This window comes from Brucella sp. BE17 (genome assembly GCF_039545455.1).
Taxonomy (GTDB): Bacteria; Pseudomonadota; Alphaproteobacteria; order Rhizobiales; family Rhizobiaceae; genus Brucella.
Map to the genome: position 1 here is coordinate 1,516,933 of NZ_CP154467.1, position 15,915 is coordinate 1,532,847.

Sequence of the window (15,915 nt, forward strand, 5' to 3'; positions counted from 1 at the left end):
GCATCCACCTCAGCTAAAAGCCTTACTACAATAGCAATCCTAGGCCATTAAACCCTGAATACGTTCTAATAGTTCTTTCGAAACAGCTATGCCGTCGCGCGCACTTTGCTCCCGGATTTTATAGCGTCTCTCACCTGGAACGCGCGCTGATTGAGCGGCAAAGCCAGCAAATAGTTTTTCTGCCTGCGCATCACCGTTTGCTCCGCCTAAAATCTCCGGCGAGAAAGCCAAAAACAGTTCCCCATGGCAAGGAGCGGCATCAGCCCCCTGGTCAAACTCCTTAGACATTTGGCTCGTTCTATCCCCAATCATGGGACCGGCGAGCAGTTCAATCATGGTCGCGATTGCCGAGCCTTTGTATCCACCGAACGGAAGCATTGCTCCGGCCAACACCTCTGCCGGATCGGTTGTGGGTTGACCGTTGCTATTCACGCCCCAACTGTCCGGTATTTCCTTGCCGGCAGAGCGATACATCGCAATATCCGCCCGAGCGGCCTCCGTCGTTGCAAAGTCAAATACATAAGGATTTTTGTCATGTCGGGGCCATGCGAACGCGATTGGATTGGTCCCCAACAATCCTTTCGTTCCGCCCGCCGGCGCGACCCACGAATGGGTGGGATTCATCGAAAGGCCTACAAGTCCGGCTTGCGCTATACGTTCAACAAGTGGCCACAGCGCGGTCGAGTGGAAACCGTTATTGACAGCAAGCAAAGCTATACCGAGATGCCGGGCTTTCTCGATCAATGCCACAATGCCTCTTTCAGCGGCCAGGCACGAAAAACCGAACTGAGCGTCAATGCGCACAAAGGCTGGCGAGATGCTTTCGGGACGGGGATCGGCATTCTTGTTGAACTGCGGATGCGCCATCGTATCAAGTGTTCCCGGTAACCGCTGCAACCCGTGAGACCGGCTACCATCGCGCTGAGTATCTATCAGTATTCCAACCAAGGAATGGACCTGTGGTTCGTTCAATCCCCTTGATGACAAAAAATCGACAGCCAGCGTGACAAGCTTTTTTTCAGGCAACCTGACATCGACGACCATTTATCTCATTCCTGTATATCACGTGTAAGAAATACGACGCCAATCTTCCACGGCACTATATATCCATTGCCCGCGCGATTGCGAGCAAGCTTCATCGGACAAAGTCGTGCGTGTGATTGACAATACCCATGCAGAAGGGTGGCAGGACGACATCAAAACGATGATCGCGCTTTAGCAAGCGATTTAGCGGTCCGAAGACAGCAGAACGGAGTGGGGAATTTCGAGGCGTATCGCCAATCCGTCAGGTAAAAAATCCTGCGCTATTCGGCCCCGCAACTGGCTTTTAATGATCGTCTTGAGCAGGCGAGAACCGAACCCCTCTTCACTCGCAGCGATCACCTGTTGATTGACCTTCTCCACCCATTCGATGATCTGATGCTCCTCATCTTTTTCCAAGTTGACGAACAAACCTCCATCGGATCGTGACAGGGCTCCGTATTTCGCCGCATTGGTTATGAGTTCATGGAATATCAGTGCAATGGATGTGGTAGAGCCTGCATCTAGCTCGAAGTCTTCTCCAGTGATCGTTATGGGCCCGTTCTCGTCATTATGATAAGGCGCGAGCAGTTGCCTAAGGAGGTCCTTAAGCGCAATTGTTTTTCTTTCAGAGTTGCTGCGGATCAATCCGTGAGCACGGTGCAAGGCATCAAGACGGCTGCGTATCGTGTCCGCAAGCGGCATATGTTCAGGGAGGTCCCGAGCCGACAGGCTGACGAGCCCGTTAACAAGTGCAAACAGGTTCTTGATCCGATGATCAAGTTCATGGGACACCAGTTCTCGCTGTTCTTCCAATTGCTTGGGCTCGTCGATATCCGACGATGTGCCATACCAACGAACAATTTTCCCCTCCCGGTCTTTCAGGGGAAGTGCCACAACCCAGAGCCAGCGATAAGAGCCGTCTTTATAGCGGAAACGATAATCAATATCGTAGTTCTTCCCAGTCGCCAGACACTCTTGCCAAGCTTCAGCAACCCGAGCCCGATCATCGGGATGAACAAGTTCATGCCACATGGTCAGATCAATATCTTCCGGCTTCAGGTTCGTAAATTCGCTCCACCTCTTGTTGAAATAATCATGCTTACCTGACGCATCTGTGCTCCAGATTATCTGAGGGATAGACTCTGCAAGAATATCGAACCGCAAATTGCTTTGCTCGAGGGCCGTAGCCGTTTCCACCTGCTCGGTAATATCAGAAACAATACCTGCATATTGGATTATCCGCCCCTGTTCATTTCTGACCGGACGACCCGAAATGACAAGCCAACGCATCCCCCCATCAGGTGTCACTGCGCGGTAGCGACACCGATATTCTGTCCCTGTCCCGATTGCATGATTAAGATCACTGAGTAAACGATTATGATCTTCTGGATGAACCGACGCGGCAAGATTATTTGTGCTGTTAAAGCGCTCTTCATTCGCTTGAGAAAATCCTGACATTCCTTGAAATACGCTCTGCAGGTTCTTTAGGCGGGCGTTACGTCCATCCAGCTTCCAGGTCGCCACAATTCCCCCCGCATCCAGTGCGAGTTCCATGCGCTGATGTGAGCGCTCAATCGCGTTGTGAGCGCGCATGCGTTCTGTGGTGTCGCTTGCAACCACCAGCACGCCATATATGTCGCCGGCGATATTGGCGATGGGGGTAAGCCCGATACTGAACCATGCAGTATCCAGAAGACCGTTGCGCTTTAATTTGACGGGCTGGTCACGGAAGCTTACGCCTTTGCCCTCATAGCATTCAGCAATCGCATTACGAAAGAAATCGCCTGCTACAGGCAAAACGTTCGCGACAGGTTGACCAAGCGCCAAACTGAAGCGCTCACCCAGCATACCGACGACGGCATCATTCTGGATAACAATCCCCTCTCGACCCGCCAAGACTGCCATCGCTGAGCTCGAAAGAAGGATTAACCGAACGGCCGATTTCAGCTCATCAGGCCAACTTTCAATTGGCCCGAGCGGAGATTGCATCCAGTCATATGCACGGATACGCTGCAGCATCGCATTTTTATCAGTTGCGTCCTGTCCTTCACCACCAAACCGCACAAATAAATGTTCCGGCATTTTCCCTCCACTGCCGTATCCCATCGGTTATTCCAAGTTTTCTCCAAGTCAATCTGCAGCAAATGTACTTGTCTGGAGGAACTGGAGCAGAATGGCGTTGGCTGCCCACATGGAATTGCGAGATAGAAAACAACTATTTATCGCATTTGTCCAAGTTTATTTCCTTGGGCGAGATAACGCACCAACCGCAACGCTGACTGCGGTGTCAGGAACAACCGCGATCATCATGCATTAATTGGAAGACCGGGGAAAATCGAATTTCAGGGTCGTCACTCCTGTTCCATGATCGGCGTCAAAGACATCTGTTGCCAACCGCAAAATTCTGAAGGCTTGCCTACGATGAAACGGGCAGCACAATCGGAAAAGCTGAAGGCTGTTTTCGAAAAGCGCAACTCCGGCTCTCGGTTCGGGAAGATGCGGCCAAGTTCTGACGCAATGGCATCAAACTGATACGATGAGACGCTACGCTTTGCGCCTCGATCCGGAATATGGCGGCCTGGTAATGTCTGAGATCAACTTAGCCTTGCCAAGGTGAGCGGCTTAAAACGTCTATAATATGGAACAATCAACGAAACCTGGCGTTTATCGGTGGAGCATCTGAAGGGAGTCGTTGTGCCATATAAGAAAATAATTTCTCATTCCGTCAAACAAGCACTTAATAAACCAGTGCACGGAAATGATAACACGACACTCTATCCACTTGGCACCACGCTTCGACACTTGCTTGACTCGTCGCTACCCAAGAGCAATCTCAGCTTCGAAGAGCATCTTAATCGTCTGGCTGAAGCAGAAAATACGCTTGCTTCTAAGCATAACGGATAAGCTCATTTAACAGAGCGATAGAATACCAGCACCTTCAATTAAGTTTAGTCGTTGGTTTGTGTGCCATTGCTTCCTTAGCAACTTGTCATTGATTGTCGGCCGAAATCAAGACCGGTGCCTGTGGCTCAAGTTAATTTGCGCATTCCCTTAAATTAAAAGGAGACCTTTTATGTCTTCCAATGTTCATACCGTCGACTTTCATGACAACAATCAAGTTTTGCAGCTTATGATGTCACAAGCGGGTTACGTAACTTCACGCATGAAGCCGCTATCGGGTTCCCTTGAGCATCAATCTCGAGTGGTTTTAAAGAATTTCATGTCAGGGGTGATAGCCGGTGGGCACTCATCCGTGTCTCCCTTCCCGTCAGCCACTTCGCCGTTTGGCGCGCCATAAATTCACGGCTGAGCAGGCTCATGCGGCACCCTACTGAAATTTATTTATAAAACTGAAGAAATGATACTGTTATAATATGGATTTATTGCCTTAAATAATATTATTTCACATAATCCTTGACAAGGACGGTATAATTATATAAATATTACCTATCGATATTTTCTTGCTGAGCTTTGCTTATTGTACATTTGGCACCGTACGCTGAACGAACACTCCCTTTAAAAAATCGTTTTACACATCCGTATGCTTTCGCATTCGGTTATCTTTATTGCTATGAAAGGGTTTGTTATGACCACAGGCATAGTTAAATGGTTTAATTCCACCAAGGGCTTCGGCTTCATCCAGCCGGACAATGGCGGCGCTGACGCTTTCGTCCACATTTCTGCCGTCGAACGTGCTGGAATGCGTGAAATCGTTGAAGGTCAGAAGATTGGTTACGATCTTGAGCGTGACATGAAGTCTGGCAAGATGTCGGCCTGCAATCTGCAAGCTGCTTAATGGAATTGTCTCTGATCTTTGACCACGGATGTACTGGCACTGATTGTTGAGACGGTTGAAAGGTCGGGTATGCCCGACCTTTTTTAATTAAAACGCTCAATATAGGGAGCGGTAACAACATAGAGGCTCATATGACAACCCCTAGAGATCATTCTTCGCATATCATCAGCATTATACGACAGAAAGACGCCTTGGAGGTGAAGCAGCCCGATGTTCCCGATGCTCATGGCGTTTCGATAATGCTCTCAAGCGAGTGGTCCAAGCTATCAAATGTACTGATACGGTCAGCAGGTGGCTTATCTAAAATCCGCAGGCGGACACGAAGACCCTCTTAAATACTAAAAAGGAGAGTTCATTATGAATTTGATACTCACCAAAGATACGCTTTTCAAACCAAACCTGTCACGCATGGAAGCCAAAAAAGCTGCCACGGACAAGACAGCGAAAGCCATTCTAATCCAAGAGAAAACAGCGATTGACGCCAAGACCGAACGCTTGAAGGCGGCCAGGATTGCGCGCGATCAAGTCGCTAACTGAACCAGGAGGAGATCAATTGCAGGTACTTGTCCGAGATAACAATGTTGATCAGGCGCTTCGCGTCCTAAAGAAGAAATTGCAGCGGGAAGGCGTCTTCCGTGAGATGAAAGCACGTCGTGCTTACGAGAAGCCGTCGGAAAAACGCAATCGTGAAAAAGAAGCGGCGATTAGTCGAGCGCGCAAGGAAGCTAAAAAGAAGGCTCAGCGCGAGGGACTTCTGCCAAAGCCAAGGCGAAAAGCTCTTTCGGTCAGAGCTGGAAATGCTACGAAGGCATCGCAAACGGTCTGATACCTGGTAAGGTTCACGCTTTAGCCGAAGACGATATTGCGCCGGGTATGCCTATTCGCTTGAATGTGAGCACCCAACCTCCTCTGGTATAAGTATGTTCATTCGCGCAAATACACCAGAACACGCCCCGGCTCTCTATCCCTATTCTTATCAGCTCAATTTGAACCTACCAAAAGCCCTTCTCGATCCAATCTCTCCCGCCGCTTAAAACCAGCTCTGAACAAAAACTCAAACAGTATAATTGCTGGTTAAAATCATCCTCCGAGCTTTTACAAGCAACTGTCTCTCACGCAAAGCGTGTTTTTCGCGTTGAGAACACCAGAAAACACAGACGATCAGAGGACTTCCAAAAGGGCTGAGACAGGGTTAAAACGCCTCGCAACGGCAATTTAGAGGTATTGGCCCTCCCCTTTGGGGGTACGAGCCCCCTCGCATTATTTCCAGATTTAATTTTAGTCACTTCAGAGGCCGCGTTTTGGGAGACATGCCGTAATATCGCTCGGACTGCACCTTCGCCTGAATATCAGCGCGACGGGGCCTCCAATCTCTTGCCGCCGCGCGAATGTATGCTTTCAGTCTGGTTAACAGCACATAGCCGTCTCTAGCCTCCAATTTGGCTAGCCGTGTTAATGAGTTGAAGGAGTTCAGCGCGACGTCCGCTCAAATCCTCTCCGCGTGCTGATTGGGCCAATGTTTTGATAGCCCGCCAGTCCATTTTCTCCAGATAAGTAGACTTGCGCAATTTCTGCCCAAAGGCGGCGACAGCGACGGCAAAGCGGGTATCCTCTGAAGCTGCCTCAAGAGAAGGAAGTTGAGCCGCGGCCTCTATCGGCGTCTCAATCAGTGAACTGACATCTCCATCAGGTGCTTTGTAACGGATTTTGACGAAACCAAGCTCCTTGTCGTTGCGCGCGGAAGCAGAAGGAGACGGCTGTTCATATCGAAGCGGATCCATACCTCCGGGTGCACCTTTGGGCGTGATTTCATAGAGCGCTGTGACGCTGTGGCCTGCACCGATATCCCCGGCATCTACCGCGTCGTTGTTAAAATCCTCCCGATCCAGCAAACGCGTTTCATAGCCGATCAGCCGGTATTCCGACACGGCTTGCGGGTTGAATTCGACCTGTACCTTGACATCCTTGGCGATGGTCAGCAGCGTGGAGCCAATCTCCTCTACCAACACCTTTCGTGCCTCGGAAAAGGAATCGATATAAGCTGCGTTTCCATTACCTGCCTGAGCCAGCGCCTGCATTCCCGCGTCATTGTAATTGCCTCGACCAAATCCAAGGATCGACAGGAAAACACCGGCACGGCGTTTTCCCTCGACAAGACGTTCTAATCCGCCCGGTTCCGATATTCCTACGTTAAAATCGCCGTCGGTTGCCAGGAGGATGCGATTTGTTCCGCCCTTTATGAAAGCCTGTTCCGCCAATCGGTATGCTGTCATTATGCCTTCTGCGCCTGCCGTTGATCCACCAGGCGTCAAGGCATCGAGAGCCGCAAGGATCTTTGCTTTTTCAGCGGCTGAGGTAGGTTCAAGCGCAACACCCGCCGAACCTGCATAGGTAACGATGGAGATCTTGTCTTGCGGTCGCATTTCGTTAATGAGCAGGCCAAAGGCACGCTTTAAAAGCGGCAGTTTGTTCGGCGCATTCATGGATCCTGACGTATCGATGAGAAATACCAGATTGGCCGGTGCTACGTTTGCCATTTCCATCCGCTGGCTCTTGATGCCAATATGGACAAGACGGTTATTCAGATTCCACGGTGACGGCGTGACTGTGACATTGGACGAGAACGGAGCGCCGCCTTCAGGTGGTACGCCGTAATCGTAATCGAAATAATTGATTAATTCTTCCACGCGCACGGCTTCCGGTGCGGGGGTCTCGCCCATCATCAAAGCCTGGCGGACATAGGAATAGGATGCGGTATCGACATCGATCGAAAATGTGGAAACCGGGTTCTCCGCGACACGGTAAATACCGTTGGCATCGAAATGTGCGAACTTGTCACCTGCCGGAGACTGAAATGAACTGCGCTCACGAAACGATCCGTCGCTTATTCTCGCGGTCCCGGTTGGTGCCGGAGGCAGCACTGAGGTTGCTGCGGCGTCAACAGTCGGCTCAGACGGAAGCAGCGCGTTTTTGTTTGTTCGTTGGCTCTCAATGAAAATGGGGGCCCGCGTCAGCGCTGTATAGCCAAGAAAACCTAATCCGAGCGGCAGTATGACAAGTGTACCAACCACGATTTTACGAGACAGTTGACGTTTCATCTTCCGGTCCTTTCCTTGAAAGCGATACCCGTAAGACGTGAGCCGGATTGGCATTCCTTGGCAAAAATTATGGAATATATCTTGGTGTCGATCGCCAAGGTCAATGCTGTAACGGACGTACAGCGTATCCATTCCATGTCTGCGCTCCAATTTGACACAGATTGAAATCCCGGCGGGAATGCTGCCCTATGACATAAGCAAAAACAGGGTTTTGGTCTCCCCCCCCCGGCACTGATATTCGATACCAGAGGCATCAAAGCCTCATTTAACTCCTCTTTCCGCTTTGAAGCGTTCCAGCAGGCCTGTAAGGGGACTGTAGAGAAGGTCGCCATTGATCCGGGGGGGAGGATCATAAGCGAAGACAAAATCATATCGTCCATCACGCTCGATCGTGATATCGACAATCGTCCAGGGCTCCTTATCTTTGTTCTGCATTGCTTCCTGTAAGGCACGGAATTTTTGCTTTGTCGCCATGCTCAGGCGAAAGCTGAGGTCTTCTAGCAACCCACCCGGTTTTTGTGCCAATATGGCCGTCTGCGTGCTCGATCGTGCCCCCGAGTCCACGAGCAATTCGTGATTGACCGCGATGTAAATCCAGTCGCGATCCTCCCAATCAAAATCATGAAGATCTGTCCGATCAGCAACGATGGCGCGGACAATGTCTGTCTGTAATTTGGTAAGCGAAGGTTCAGCTTTTTCAGCGCCGTGAGCCTGCTTGCGAAATCCCGTAAATATGCGCTTGAACATGATGTCAGTTCCCTCCGAACCGGTTTGCGCGGCAGCATAACCAGTGAGCAGGACATATGTGCCAAAAACGCAGATAAAAAACTGGCAGGCAAGACTTCGCATGATAGACTTCCCACAATGAATATTCATTCGACGCCTCGCGGTTACGATACCTTGGTCATCATCATTTGAAGGGACATTCATCTTTTTTGTCTCTTGCCAAGGATCGTCGCCTGTCGACCGTCTCATTGATAGATCATTCGGGAGGTTAAGTTTCATGAAACGTTTGACGCTGGCTTCGTCGATTATCATCGGCCTGTATTTTTCTCAATCCGGCGGGGCTCAAACGTCTGACTTGAACAAACTCAGCAATCAGCAGATCGTCACGCGCGCACCGGAAATCCACCCGGCCGCACTTTACGTTCTGGCCGCAAGACTGCTTGCCGAAGGCAAAGGGCAGGAAGCAGCCAACTGGATGTATGCGGGACAGCTTCGTTATCGCGTTTTCATCACGGCAACAAAGCAAAGCGCTGGCAACAGTGAAATGCCCCTGTTCGGCGCCCTGACAGAACAGGTCGGCCGCCCGGTCAATGAATATGTCGCTGGCGACCCCGATGAATGGATCGCTGCAATCGATTGGGCTCTGGACTGGGACGAAAGCAATCCCAACACCCTTGTCGATAAACGCACACACGCCACAACCATTAAAGAGGTCCGTGCGGGTCTCGTTAAACTGCGCACGCATGTGGATTCCAATCGTGAAGAGATCCGTCGCCAGAGAACAGAAAATGGTCTGGAAAATCGTTGAGGGAGCCTTGAACATGCTGCGCCCTACTCGCATCCTATCTGTCACCCTATGCTTGCTGTTTCATGGACCGGTGTTTGCCGCGGATAAAAGCGACCCTGGTGCGATGCACCTTGCTGTTGGGAAAACAAATATTCATTGCATGAAACAGCCCTGCCCCTGGCGCGGCATCGTCGATCTTGATGACACCGCGCGCGAACCCCGGAGGCTGCTATGGAGCGGTAGCGATTTGCCCGCACTTGTTGCATCTGAGACAGACGCCAAACGGTTGCGCGATGTCTGGTCGGAGCATGGATGTCTGGCCGTGGCGGGATGGTTCAACGGTCAAACCCTGCGTATCGACAAAATTCTGGGTAACTGTCCATGAAATGGCGCTCTTTTGCTTTTGGACTTATGCTGTTTATTGCTTTTCCAGCTCAAGCCGATCAGCTGACTGATTTTAACGCCGACCTCGGTAAAGTTGTCGGCGCATTCAACGCCGCGCAGCTTTATGCCGAACAGTGCGATATGAAATATCCCTCGAGCAAATCAGAGCGTCGCGATGTTCTCGCCGGTTGGTCTTATGCCAATTCCAAATCGAACTATGACCGGCTTATGAAAGGAATTCAGGCGCGTATTCCCGACATCGCTGTGCAGATCAGCCGCGAGAGGGACAAACTGGCGGGTGTTATCGCAAAGGAAATCGCGAAAAGCCCCCAGCAATGCGACGATCTCATGAAAGTGTTCAAAGAGGACAGCCAGTTTTCGGTCGAGAGGCCAGTGCGCCGACTTATCGTTAGTGCATCGAAACTTGGCATTGATATTGCTGACGCACCGGAAATTGTACCGAAACAGAAGTCAGCGGATGAGATCAGCATCCTTCGCATTGCAGCGTTATCTGCGCGACTGGAAGCAAAAATGGCTGAGATCGGCAGCAAGGAAGGTGCGAGGCGTTATCGTGAGCTCAGCAGTGCACGCGAAAGTCATGCACGCGATTGGCTTATCGCGGATGGAATGCAGCTTTTGTATGGTCGGGTCACGAAGGATGATGAGTTGCGTGAATGGCGCGATGATCAGCAATCATCTTTCAAGGTGGAGTGCGATACATTCGTCAGCGACGAGCATAAGGCAAAAATGGTACAGGCCGTCGGCCAAGAGCGCGTAGTACTCGGTACGCCAAGGTCCATTCACGACACGCGCAAAGGCGGAAAACTGACGCTGCGCAAATGCAGTGTGTTCACGATTGAGGAAACGGGTCGACCTTTTCTGGACGAAAATGACGTTGCCGGGTTGATGCCCCGCCCTATGGAGGAGAGTGAAGCTTATGCCGGGCCGAACCAGGGTATTAATCTGAATTCTGTCGACCGTGTCCTGTACGAAGCCAGCTTCGACAATCGCCTGGACGGCTTCGGCAACGGCTATATCGATCGTCAGGAGGCGATCTATATTCTTCTTTCCGATGGCAGTGCCTATCATCACGAATGGAGCTTCCCCTTTACCGATCTTGCCGTAAACCGTTCAAAAGAGCGCGAGCCTGAGCGCTGGTTCACATGGGAAGAAACCGATGGCGCGATCACGCTTACTCACACCGGCGGCGAGGCTAAGGGGTCGACGTTTCAGCTCAAAAAGCCACAAAAACTGCGTCCCATGTCCATGCAGAACCTGAAAGCTCGTTATTATTATCTCCAGGTGGGCATGGGCGGACACAGACAGGATCGCAGTTATGTCTTTTCTGACGACGGAAGGCTCACCTATCATCGTAGCGGTTTCGTGGCTGGCAATGTTGCGACGAGTTACATTATCGTCAACGGTAGTAACGACAAGAATGTTAAAGCGAATTACCGTTTTGAGGATTTTGCCTTGATGCTTGAACGCGATGGTGAAATCGAAAGGCACTTTCTCGCGGTTCCTGACAGCGCAGACGAGGCGTTACCCGATACCCTCATCATCCGTGGCACAGCGTATTGGCTCGACAAGAAATGATATTCACTTTTGAACGCTCGACATTCAAGACCGCCGGGCAAGTGGACGCTTAAATAGCACTCTGGACGAGGCAATTGATATTATATACCAATTGTTCGCGCTATTGGTTGCGTGGTCATCGTTCACGGAAGGGGAGTGAGCATTCATAATATAGATGCTCCAAGCAGTAATAACTCGGTGGCAAGCGGCGCTGTTGCACAGCGACGGGAGAATGACGCGCTCGTGAAGCAAGCCAAGACAGGTGATGTCGCAGCGTTCGAGCAATTGGTGCGTTCCTATTACCCTTTTATTCTCAAGACGGCGTTTCGCTGGCTCGGGAATAAAAGCGATGCCGAAGATGTGACGCAATCTATCTGTATGCGGCTGGCGACAATAATCGAGAGTTTTGATGGCCGGGCGAGTTTTTCAAGCTGGCTCTACCGTGTCACATTGAATGCGGTTCGCGATTTTCAACGCAGCCACCAACGTCGCCAAAGGCTTGTTACAAGAGCGGCGATCATATCACCTGATATCATGGAGCCGGATCAGGAGGATTTGTTACAGTTAAATGATATATGGCGAAAAGTACGTGAATTGCCGGAAAAACAACGAGACGCCATACTTCTGGTCTATGCGGAAGAATTGAGCCACGCAGAAGCGGCAAAAATCATGCAATGCAAAGAGGTGACCGTTTCTTGGCATATCCATAAGGCGCGTAAACTGCTGAAAGAACTGCTATGATCCGCACGGAACAGAATCCCTTCCAGAGACTGTCCAGAATTCCTGATCCGACGCCGGATACTCGGAAGATGGAAGACGACGTGCGCCAAAGCGTGGAGGCATTTTCCGAGCACAGATTGCGCGAGAAAGCGTCATCACATTCAAACCCATGGCGAAAAATCGGGCTGTGGTTTGCCCATCATACCAATCGCATCATTCCGGCAACTGCGGGTGTTTGTGCGGTGGCTGTTGCGCTGATCGTTGCCTTGCCGGCATTACGCGATCCAGCCGTCCCTCCTGCTCCTTCCATGGAACAATCATCAACGAGTGTCGCGCGCCAAAAATCTGAGCCGCTTGCCGATCAGCACACCGCTCACTCTGAATCACGTATGGGGGTACGACCCTCACCAGTTCCACGAACGGCTGAACCTGATGCACAGCCGGTACTCGCCCGCTACGATTTCGGAGACCTTCACCTCGGTGTCATTAACACGGAGGACACAACAGCGATTTATCTCATCGAGGGAAACATTCAGCGACAGTTGGAAATTTCCAGAAAGGAAGCCGACGTCGCAGGAGTGATTACAGACGCCTTCACGTATCAACGCGATACGGGGTCGCCTCAACTGCTTCTCATTCAATTTCGCCTTGGAGAAACGGAAGGATGGAGAGTTTTTGTCAAGAGAGGCGCGGGATTTGCTTTCTCTAAAGAACTGACCGCAATTGCCGCTCAGTCCGACACACGAGACGCTGCCGTGCACAGTATAGACAGTGCTCAATAAAGCTTTTTTTGGGGAATTAAAAAATTTGACCAAGCTTGGCGCAACGGGAGGCGTCCAAATTTCATAAACCTCGACTGGCCTGATCATAAGACTATACGGATGATGTACCTAGGTTTTACGAAGGCCAACACTTCGTATTCTGCTATTGGAGGAATTCGACAATGAGATTTACGAATTTGAGCGTAACTGTATTGACGGTCTTAACCTTGTTAATGCCCGCTACGAATGTTTGGGCTTACGACACAAATACCCTTGATCGCCATCTAGACTCCCAGCGCTGGAACCGTTTGCAGGACCATCAAAACAGGAAAAGGATGGGACCTAAAAGAAAAACTCACAAGCGCCAGCAAGCAGCTCAGCCCAGATGCTCAGCCGATTCCATGCCGCGTTCTGAGCGCCAGCGCATAGAGGCCAGAGCCACGCGCATCATGAAGAGGGAAGGAAGAGAAGCTGCCGTTGCTTATGCACGCAAAGAGGGCATGGCTTACCGTAAACGACTGCAGAGACAGGGTATCTGCCCGTAAATTAATCTCCCGTTTCTACATACAGCATCGCGCGCATGAATAGTGATTTGCCCTTATCTCATCTCACTGCTCCACAGCCAGCTTCACTGACCGCACGATCATTATCCTTGCAAAGAAAACCGTATGCGCCATCTGAAAAAGCCTATCCTCGCTATCATTCTCGCCATCATTCCGTTTTTTGTTTTCCTAGGCTCGCAGAAAACAGTTCAAATCAACGGCGCACTCACCACAGACAGCCGTTTTAATATTCTCGGCGTTATTTTGGGTGTGATTGCAATCGGAATGGCAATTTCCGTTCTGAGATCATCCAGTTCTGACAACACAATGCGCATGGGGCTGGGGGCAGCTGCGGGAATATTAGGCGTGGTCCAGATCGCAGCCGCATTCGATTTGGTGCGCATAGATCCTTGGGAATGGATCAATCCCGACCGAAATCTTCCTGTATTGAAGTATGCCGGTCCCGGCGTGAATATGGATGGAAAGGTCTTTGTTACAACCCAGACTGCAGAAGGCTATAAAAATGCGGTTTGGTCAAAAAAGGTCGACCTGATCCGTCTAACGCAATTCCATATGGGATACGCTGATCACTGCCACGCAGGACGCTATCGGGTGAATACGGAAGTAGCCCTGGCAATTCCCGATTATTTTACAAAAGAAGAAAGCGGCGAAATTCTTGCGGAAGCCGAAAAGCGCAAACTTTCAACTGCGCAAGAGTGCAATCCTAAAAATGCGAGCGTTGCAATGGGTAGAACGGTCGACGAAATCAACAGCAATATCGATGCGATGGATGCCTTTGAACGAAAGTACAAGCAACTTGCAGGCATTTAGCCAGAAGCTTTTTAAGGATCAGGACCTATTGATTTGACAAGAGGACACGGTGCCGAAATGAGAGCAAAAATGATTGCCGCGTTGGCTTCGCTTGTTGCGATTTGCGGGGCAACTAATGCCCATGCCGCATGGGAAAAGACACGATGGGGCATGTCCCCGAAAGAGGTCTTGTCTGTCGTGCCCAATGCAAAACCTTATAAGCCACGTGCCAACGAGATTTATACGGATCATGGCGCAGACTATGCGCCACTGGTCAAAGCGAATTATGGTCTGGGTGGTATCGAGACTTCCGTTTCACTTCTGTTCGATAAACAAAAACGACTGGCATTTGCTCTCATCAATCCCGTAGCTGCGTCTGATTGCAAGGATTTAAAACAGCATGTGGTATCAACACATGGAGCGGGCAAAACGACGGCCGTCGGGGGGACGATCGAAATTACGGATTGGTCCGATGGCAACGATCAGATCAAATTGACAGCCTCATCCTCTGCTGGAATTTGCAATCTTTCCTGGCGCTCCAAATGATTGAAGCTGTTTGGTCTCCGTGAGGCAACGTCCATCTGAAAGAGCTGCAATGATCCCGCGTCTCTTTTATAGCGTGCTCTTGCTGCTGGGTTTGCTGCTTCTGGCCGGCTGTGGCAATGGACGCGCGGAAGCGGAAAAGGCGGCCGTGGAACTGGCTGAGGCGATTTATCCCGGTCAGCTCGAGCTCTATGCCACGTATCTGCAGAAAGCCCATTACGATGTGATATTTTCAGTCAAGGGCGACCCTGTCACCCGAATCCGGCTGGCGATGGATCGTAACCCCGCCGATTGCAGGCTAGACGCGCCATGCGAGAAACGGCTGCGGATGGCCTATGTGAGCGGTATAGACCTCGGCGCCGAACTCAAGGCGCTTGATAGGACTTTTACAGCCTGCGGCATTCCAGTTCTGGCCGTCAATTGGTTCGGTGGAAAGGCACATCTCGTTCCCATTGTACAGGAGCCGCTAAACAACGAAAACCAGAATAGGGTTTTCGACAAGCTGAACCAATGTGTCGCGCAATTCCGTACGGATAATTATAAAACACAGTGGTGGAACGAACGCTCCAATATCAGGATCATCATAGCGAGCAATGACACCCAACAGAAACCTACAAAACCAATTCCCTTGACGTTTGAGAATTCGGTACCTGGTTTTTTGCAAAACAGGCCAGCCTATTCCATGGTCTTCAGGCTGGATGGCGAGAATGTTGAGAACGGCGCTTTACGGTTCGAGCCTTTCCATAAATTTGAACAAAAGATTATGGAAACAATCAAAAATGAAGCCACCGGCTTTTTACAAAAGCAGGCAGATAAGCCAATGCTTGAAACATCGGCAATACTCTGGGATACGCAGCTCGACCCTCAACGGGTCGATATGATACGCACCTATTTACTGGCATGCACTGTGGAGGTTCGCGATGGCAAGCGGTGTCTGAAAGGCAATGTGGCAATTGGGATAAAATATGACATCAACAAGCACAAAGTGCTTGAGATGCGTAGAATTCCTATTGAACGCGACAGATCTGGATCCGCTATCTTTCCGCCGCTGCCCAGTCGCTAAAGCCCGTTTCAAAGGGAGAAGGTCATGCGAAAAACGAAAAGTTTAAAGCAATCCGCTTTAAAAACTGTCCTCGCAATTTGATTACCA

15 protein-coding genes are annotated in these 15,915 nt (G+C 50.5%); 11 read left to right on the forward strand and 4 right to left on the reverse strand.

The window, feature by feature from the left end; all coding sequences use genetic code 11:
- Window positions 1–39: 39 nt before the first annotated feature.
- Together AAIB41_RS07355 and AAIB41_RS07360 are read right to left on the reverse strand one after the other, a co-directional pair.
- Window positions 40–1,044: an Ldh family oxidoreductase gene (locus tag AAIB41_RS07355; RefSeq protein WP_343312657.1), complete on the reverse strand. Its 1,005-nt coding sequence runs from the start codon at window positions 1,042–1,044 to the stop codon at window positions 40–42.
- A gap of 183 nt (window positions 1,045–1,227) precedes the next feature.
- Complete coding sequence (locus AAIB41_RS07360; protein ID WP_343312658.1) at window positions 1,228–3,129, reverse strand: PAS domain-containing protein; 1,902 nt, start codon at window positions 3,127–3,129, stop codon at window positions 1,228–1,230.
- A gap of 1,480 nt (window positions 3,130–4,609) precedes the next feature.
- On the opposite strand from AAIB41_RS07360, the gene AAIB41_RS07365 reads away from it, so the two are divergent.
- The 3 genes from AAIB41_RS07365 to rpsU all read left to right on the forward strand — a co-directional run bounded on the left by AAIB41_RS07365 (window position 4,610) and on the right by rpsU (window position 5,645).
- Window positions 4,610–4,819, forward strand: a complete 210-nt coding sequence (locus AAIB41_RS07365; RefSeq protein WP_343312660.1) for a cold-shock protein — start codon at window positions 4,610–4,612, stop codon at window positions 4,817–4,819.
- Between the two features lie 357 nt (window positions 4,820–5,176).
- Window positions 5,177–5,356: a hypothetical protein gene (locus tag AAIB41_RS07370; protein ID WP_343312661.1), complete on the forward strand. Its 180-nt coding sequence runs from the start codon at window positions 5,177–5,179 to the stop codon at window positions 5,354–5,356.
- Between the two features lie 16 nt (window positions 5,357–5,372).
- Window positions 5,373–5,645, forward strand: coding sequence for a 30S ribosomal protein S21 (gene rpsU, locus AAIB41_RS07375; RefSeq protein WP_343314700.1), 273 nt, complete (start codon window positions 5,373–5,375; stop codon window positions 5,643–5,645).
- Between the two features lie 601 nt (window positions 5,646–6,246).
- On the opposite strand, the gene AAIB41_RS07380 is transcribed toward rpsU, so the two are convergent.
- Together AAIB41_RS07380 and AAIB41_RS07385 are read right to left on the reverse strand one after the other, a co-directional pair.
- Window positions 6,247–7,917: a VWA domain-containing protein gene (locus tag AAIB41_RS07380; RefSeq protein WP_343312663.1), complete on the reverse strand. Its 1,671-nt coding sequence runs from the start codon at window positions 7,915–7,917 to the stop codon at window positions 6,247–6,249.
- Window positions 7,918–8,178: 261 nt separating this feature from the next.
- Window positions 8,179–8,766 carry a hypothetical protein gene (locus AAIB41_RS07385; RefSeq protein ID WP_343312664.1) on the reverse strand — a complete coding sequence of 196 codons (588 nt, stop codon included), beginning with the start codon at window positions 8,764–8,766 and terminating at the stop codon, window positions 8,179–8,181.
- A 154-nt stretch (window positions 8,767–8,920) separates the two neighbouring features.
- Between AAIB41_RS07385 and AAIB41_RS07390 the strand changes: the two genes are divergently transcribed.
- The 8 genes from AAIB41_RS07390 (at window position 8,921) to AAIB41_RS07425 (ending at window position 15,828) form a co-directional block, all read left to right on the forward strand.
- Window positions 8,921–9,451, forward strand: a complete 531-nt coding sequence (locus tag AAIB41_RS07390; protein ID WP_343312665.1) for a hypothetical protein — start codon at window positions 8,921–8,923, stop codon at window positions 9,449–9,451.
- The gene (locus AAIB41_RS07395) at window positions 9,432–9,815 is read left to right on the forward strand and encodes a hypothetical protein (protein WP_343312667.1); all 384 of its coding nucleotides are present in this window, start codon (window positions 9,432–9,434) and stop codon (window positions 9,813–9,815) included. The genes AAIB41_RS07390 and AAIB41_RS07395 overlap by 20 nt, the downstream gene beginning before the upstream one ends.
- On the forward strand, window positions 9,812–11,410 hold the full coding sequence (locus AAIB41_RS07400; RefSeq protein ID WP_343312668.1) for a hypothetical protein: 1,599 nt from the start codon (window positions 9,812–9,814) through the stop codon (window positions 11,408–11,410). Before AAIB41_RS07395 ends, AAIB41_RS07400 begins: the two co-directional genes overlap by 4 nt.
- Window positions 11,411–11,545: 135 nt before the next feature.
- Complete coding sequence (locus tag AAIB41_RS07405; RefSeq protein ID WP_343312669.1) at window positions 11,546–12,130, forward strand: RNA polymerase sigma factor; 585 nt, start codon at window positions 11,546–11,548, stop codon at window positions 12,128–12,130.
- Window positions 12,131–12,198: 68 nt separating this feature from the next.
- Window positions 12,199–12,891 carry a hypothetical protein gene (locus tag AAIB41_RS07410; protein WP_343312671.1) on the forward strand — a complete coding sequence of 231 codons (693 nt, stop codon included), beginning with the start codon at window positions 12,199–12,201 and terminating at the stop codon, window positions 12,889–12,891.
- Between the two features lie 647 nt (window positions 12,892–13,538).
- Entirely contained in the window at window positions 13,539–14,243 is a 705-nt protein-coding gene (locus AAIB41_RS07415; RefSeq protein WP_343312672.1) for a hypothetical protein, read from the forward strand.
- A gap of 57 nt (window positions 14,244–14,300) precedes the next feature.
- On the forward strand, window positions 14,301–14,768 hold the full coding sequence (locus AAIB41_RS07420) for a hypothetical protein (protein ID WP_343312673.1): 468 nt from the start codon (window positions 14,301–14,303) through the stop codon (window positions 14,766–14,768).
- Between the two features lie 145 nt (window positions 14,769–14,913).
- The gene (locus tag AAIB41_RS07425) at window positions 14,914–15,828 is read left to right on the forward strand and encodes a hypothetical protein (protein WP_343312674.1); all 915 of its coding nucleotides are present in this window, start codon (window positions 14,914–14,916) and stop codon (window positions 15,826–15,828) included.
- Window positions 15,829–15,915: the final 87 nt, after the last annotated feature.

Coding starts and splice junctions, on each gene's coding strand:
- AAIB41_RS07355 (WP_343312657.1), bottom strand. CDS start 1,044: ATGGTCGTCGATGTCAGGTTGCCTGAAAAAAAGCTTGTCACGCTGGCT.
- AAIB41_RS07360 (WP_343312658.1), bottom strand. CDS start 3,129: ATGGGATACGGCAGTGGAGGGAAAATGCCGGAACATTTATTTGTGCGG.
- AAIB41_RS07365 (WP_343312660.1), top strand. CDS start 4,610: ATGACCACAGGCATAGTTAAATGGTTTAATTCCACCAAGGGCTTCGGC.
- AAIB41_RS07370 (WP_343312661.1), top strand. CDS start 5,177: ATGAATTTGATACTCACCAAAGATACGCTTTTCAAACCAAACCTGTCA.
- AAIB41_RS07380 (WP_343312663.1), bottom strand. CDS start 7,917: ATGAAACGTCAACTGTCTCGTAAAATCGTGGTTGGTACACTTGTCATA.
- AAIB41_RS07385 (WP_343312664.1), bottom strand. CDS start 8,766: ATGCGAAGTCTTGCCTGCCAGTTTTTTATCTGCGTTTTTGGCACATAT.
- AAIB41_RS07390 (WP_343312665.1), top strand. CDS start 8,921: ATGAAACGTTTGACGCTGGCTTCGTCGATTATCATCGGCCTGTATTTT.
- AAIB41_RS07395 (WP_343312667.1), top strand. CDS start 9,432: ATGGTCTGGAAAATCGTTGAGGGAGCCTTGAACATGCTGCGCCCTACT.
- AAIB41_RS07400 (WP_343312668.1), top strand. CDS start 9,812: ATGAAATGGCGCTCTTTTGCTTTTGGACTTATGCTGTTTATTGCTTTT.
- AAIB41_RS07410 (WP_343312671.1), top strand. CDS start 12,199: ATGGAAGACGACGTGCGCCAAAGCGTGGAGGCATTTTCCGAGCACAGA.
- AAIB41_RS07415 (WP_343312672.1), top strand. CDS start 13,539: ATGCGCCATCTGAAAAAGCCTATCCTCGCTATCATTCTCGCCATCATT.
- AAIB41_RS07420 (WP_343312673.1), top strand. CDS start 14,301: ATGAGAGCAAAAATGATTGCCGCGTTGGCTTCGCTTGTTGCGATTTGC.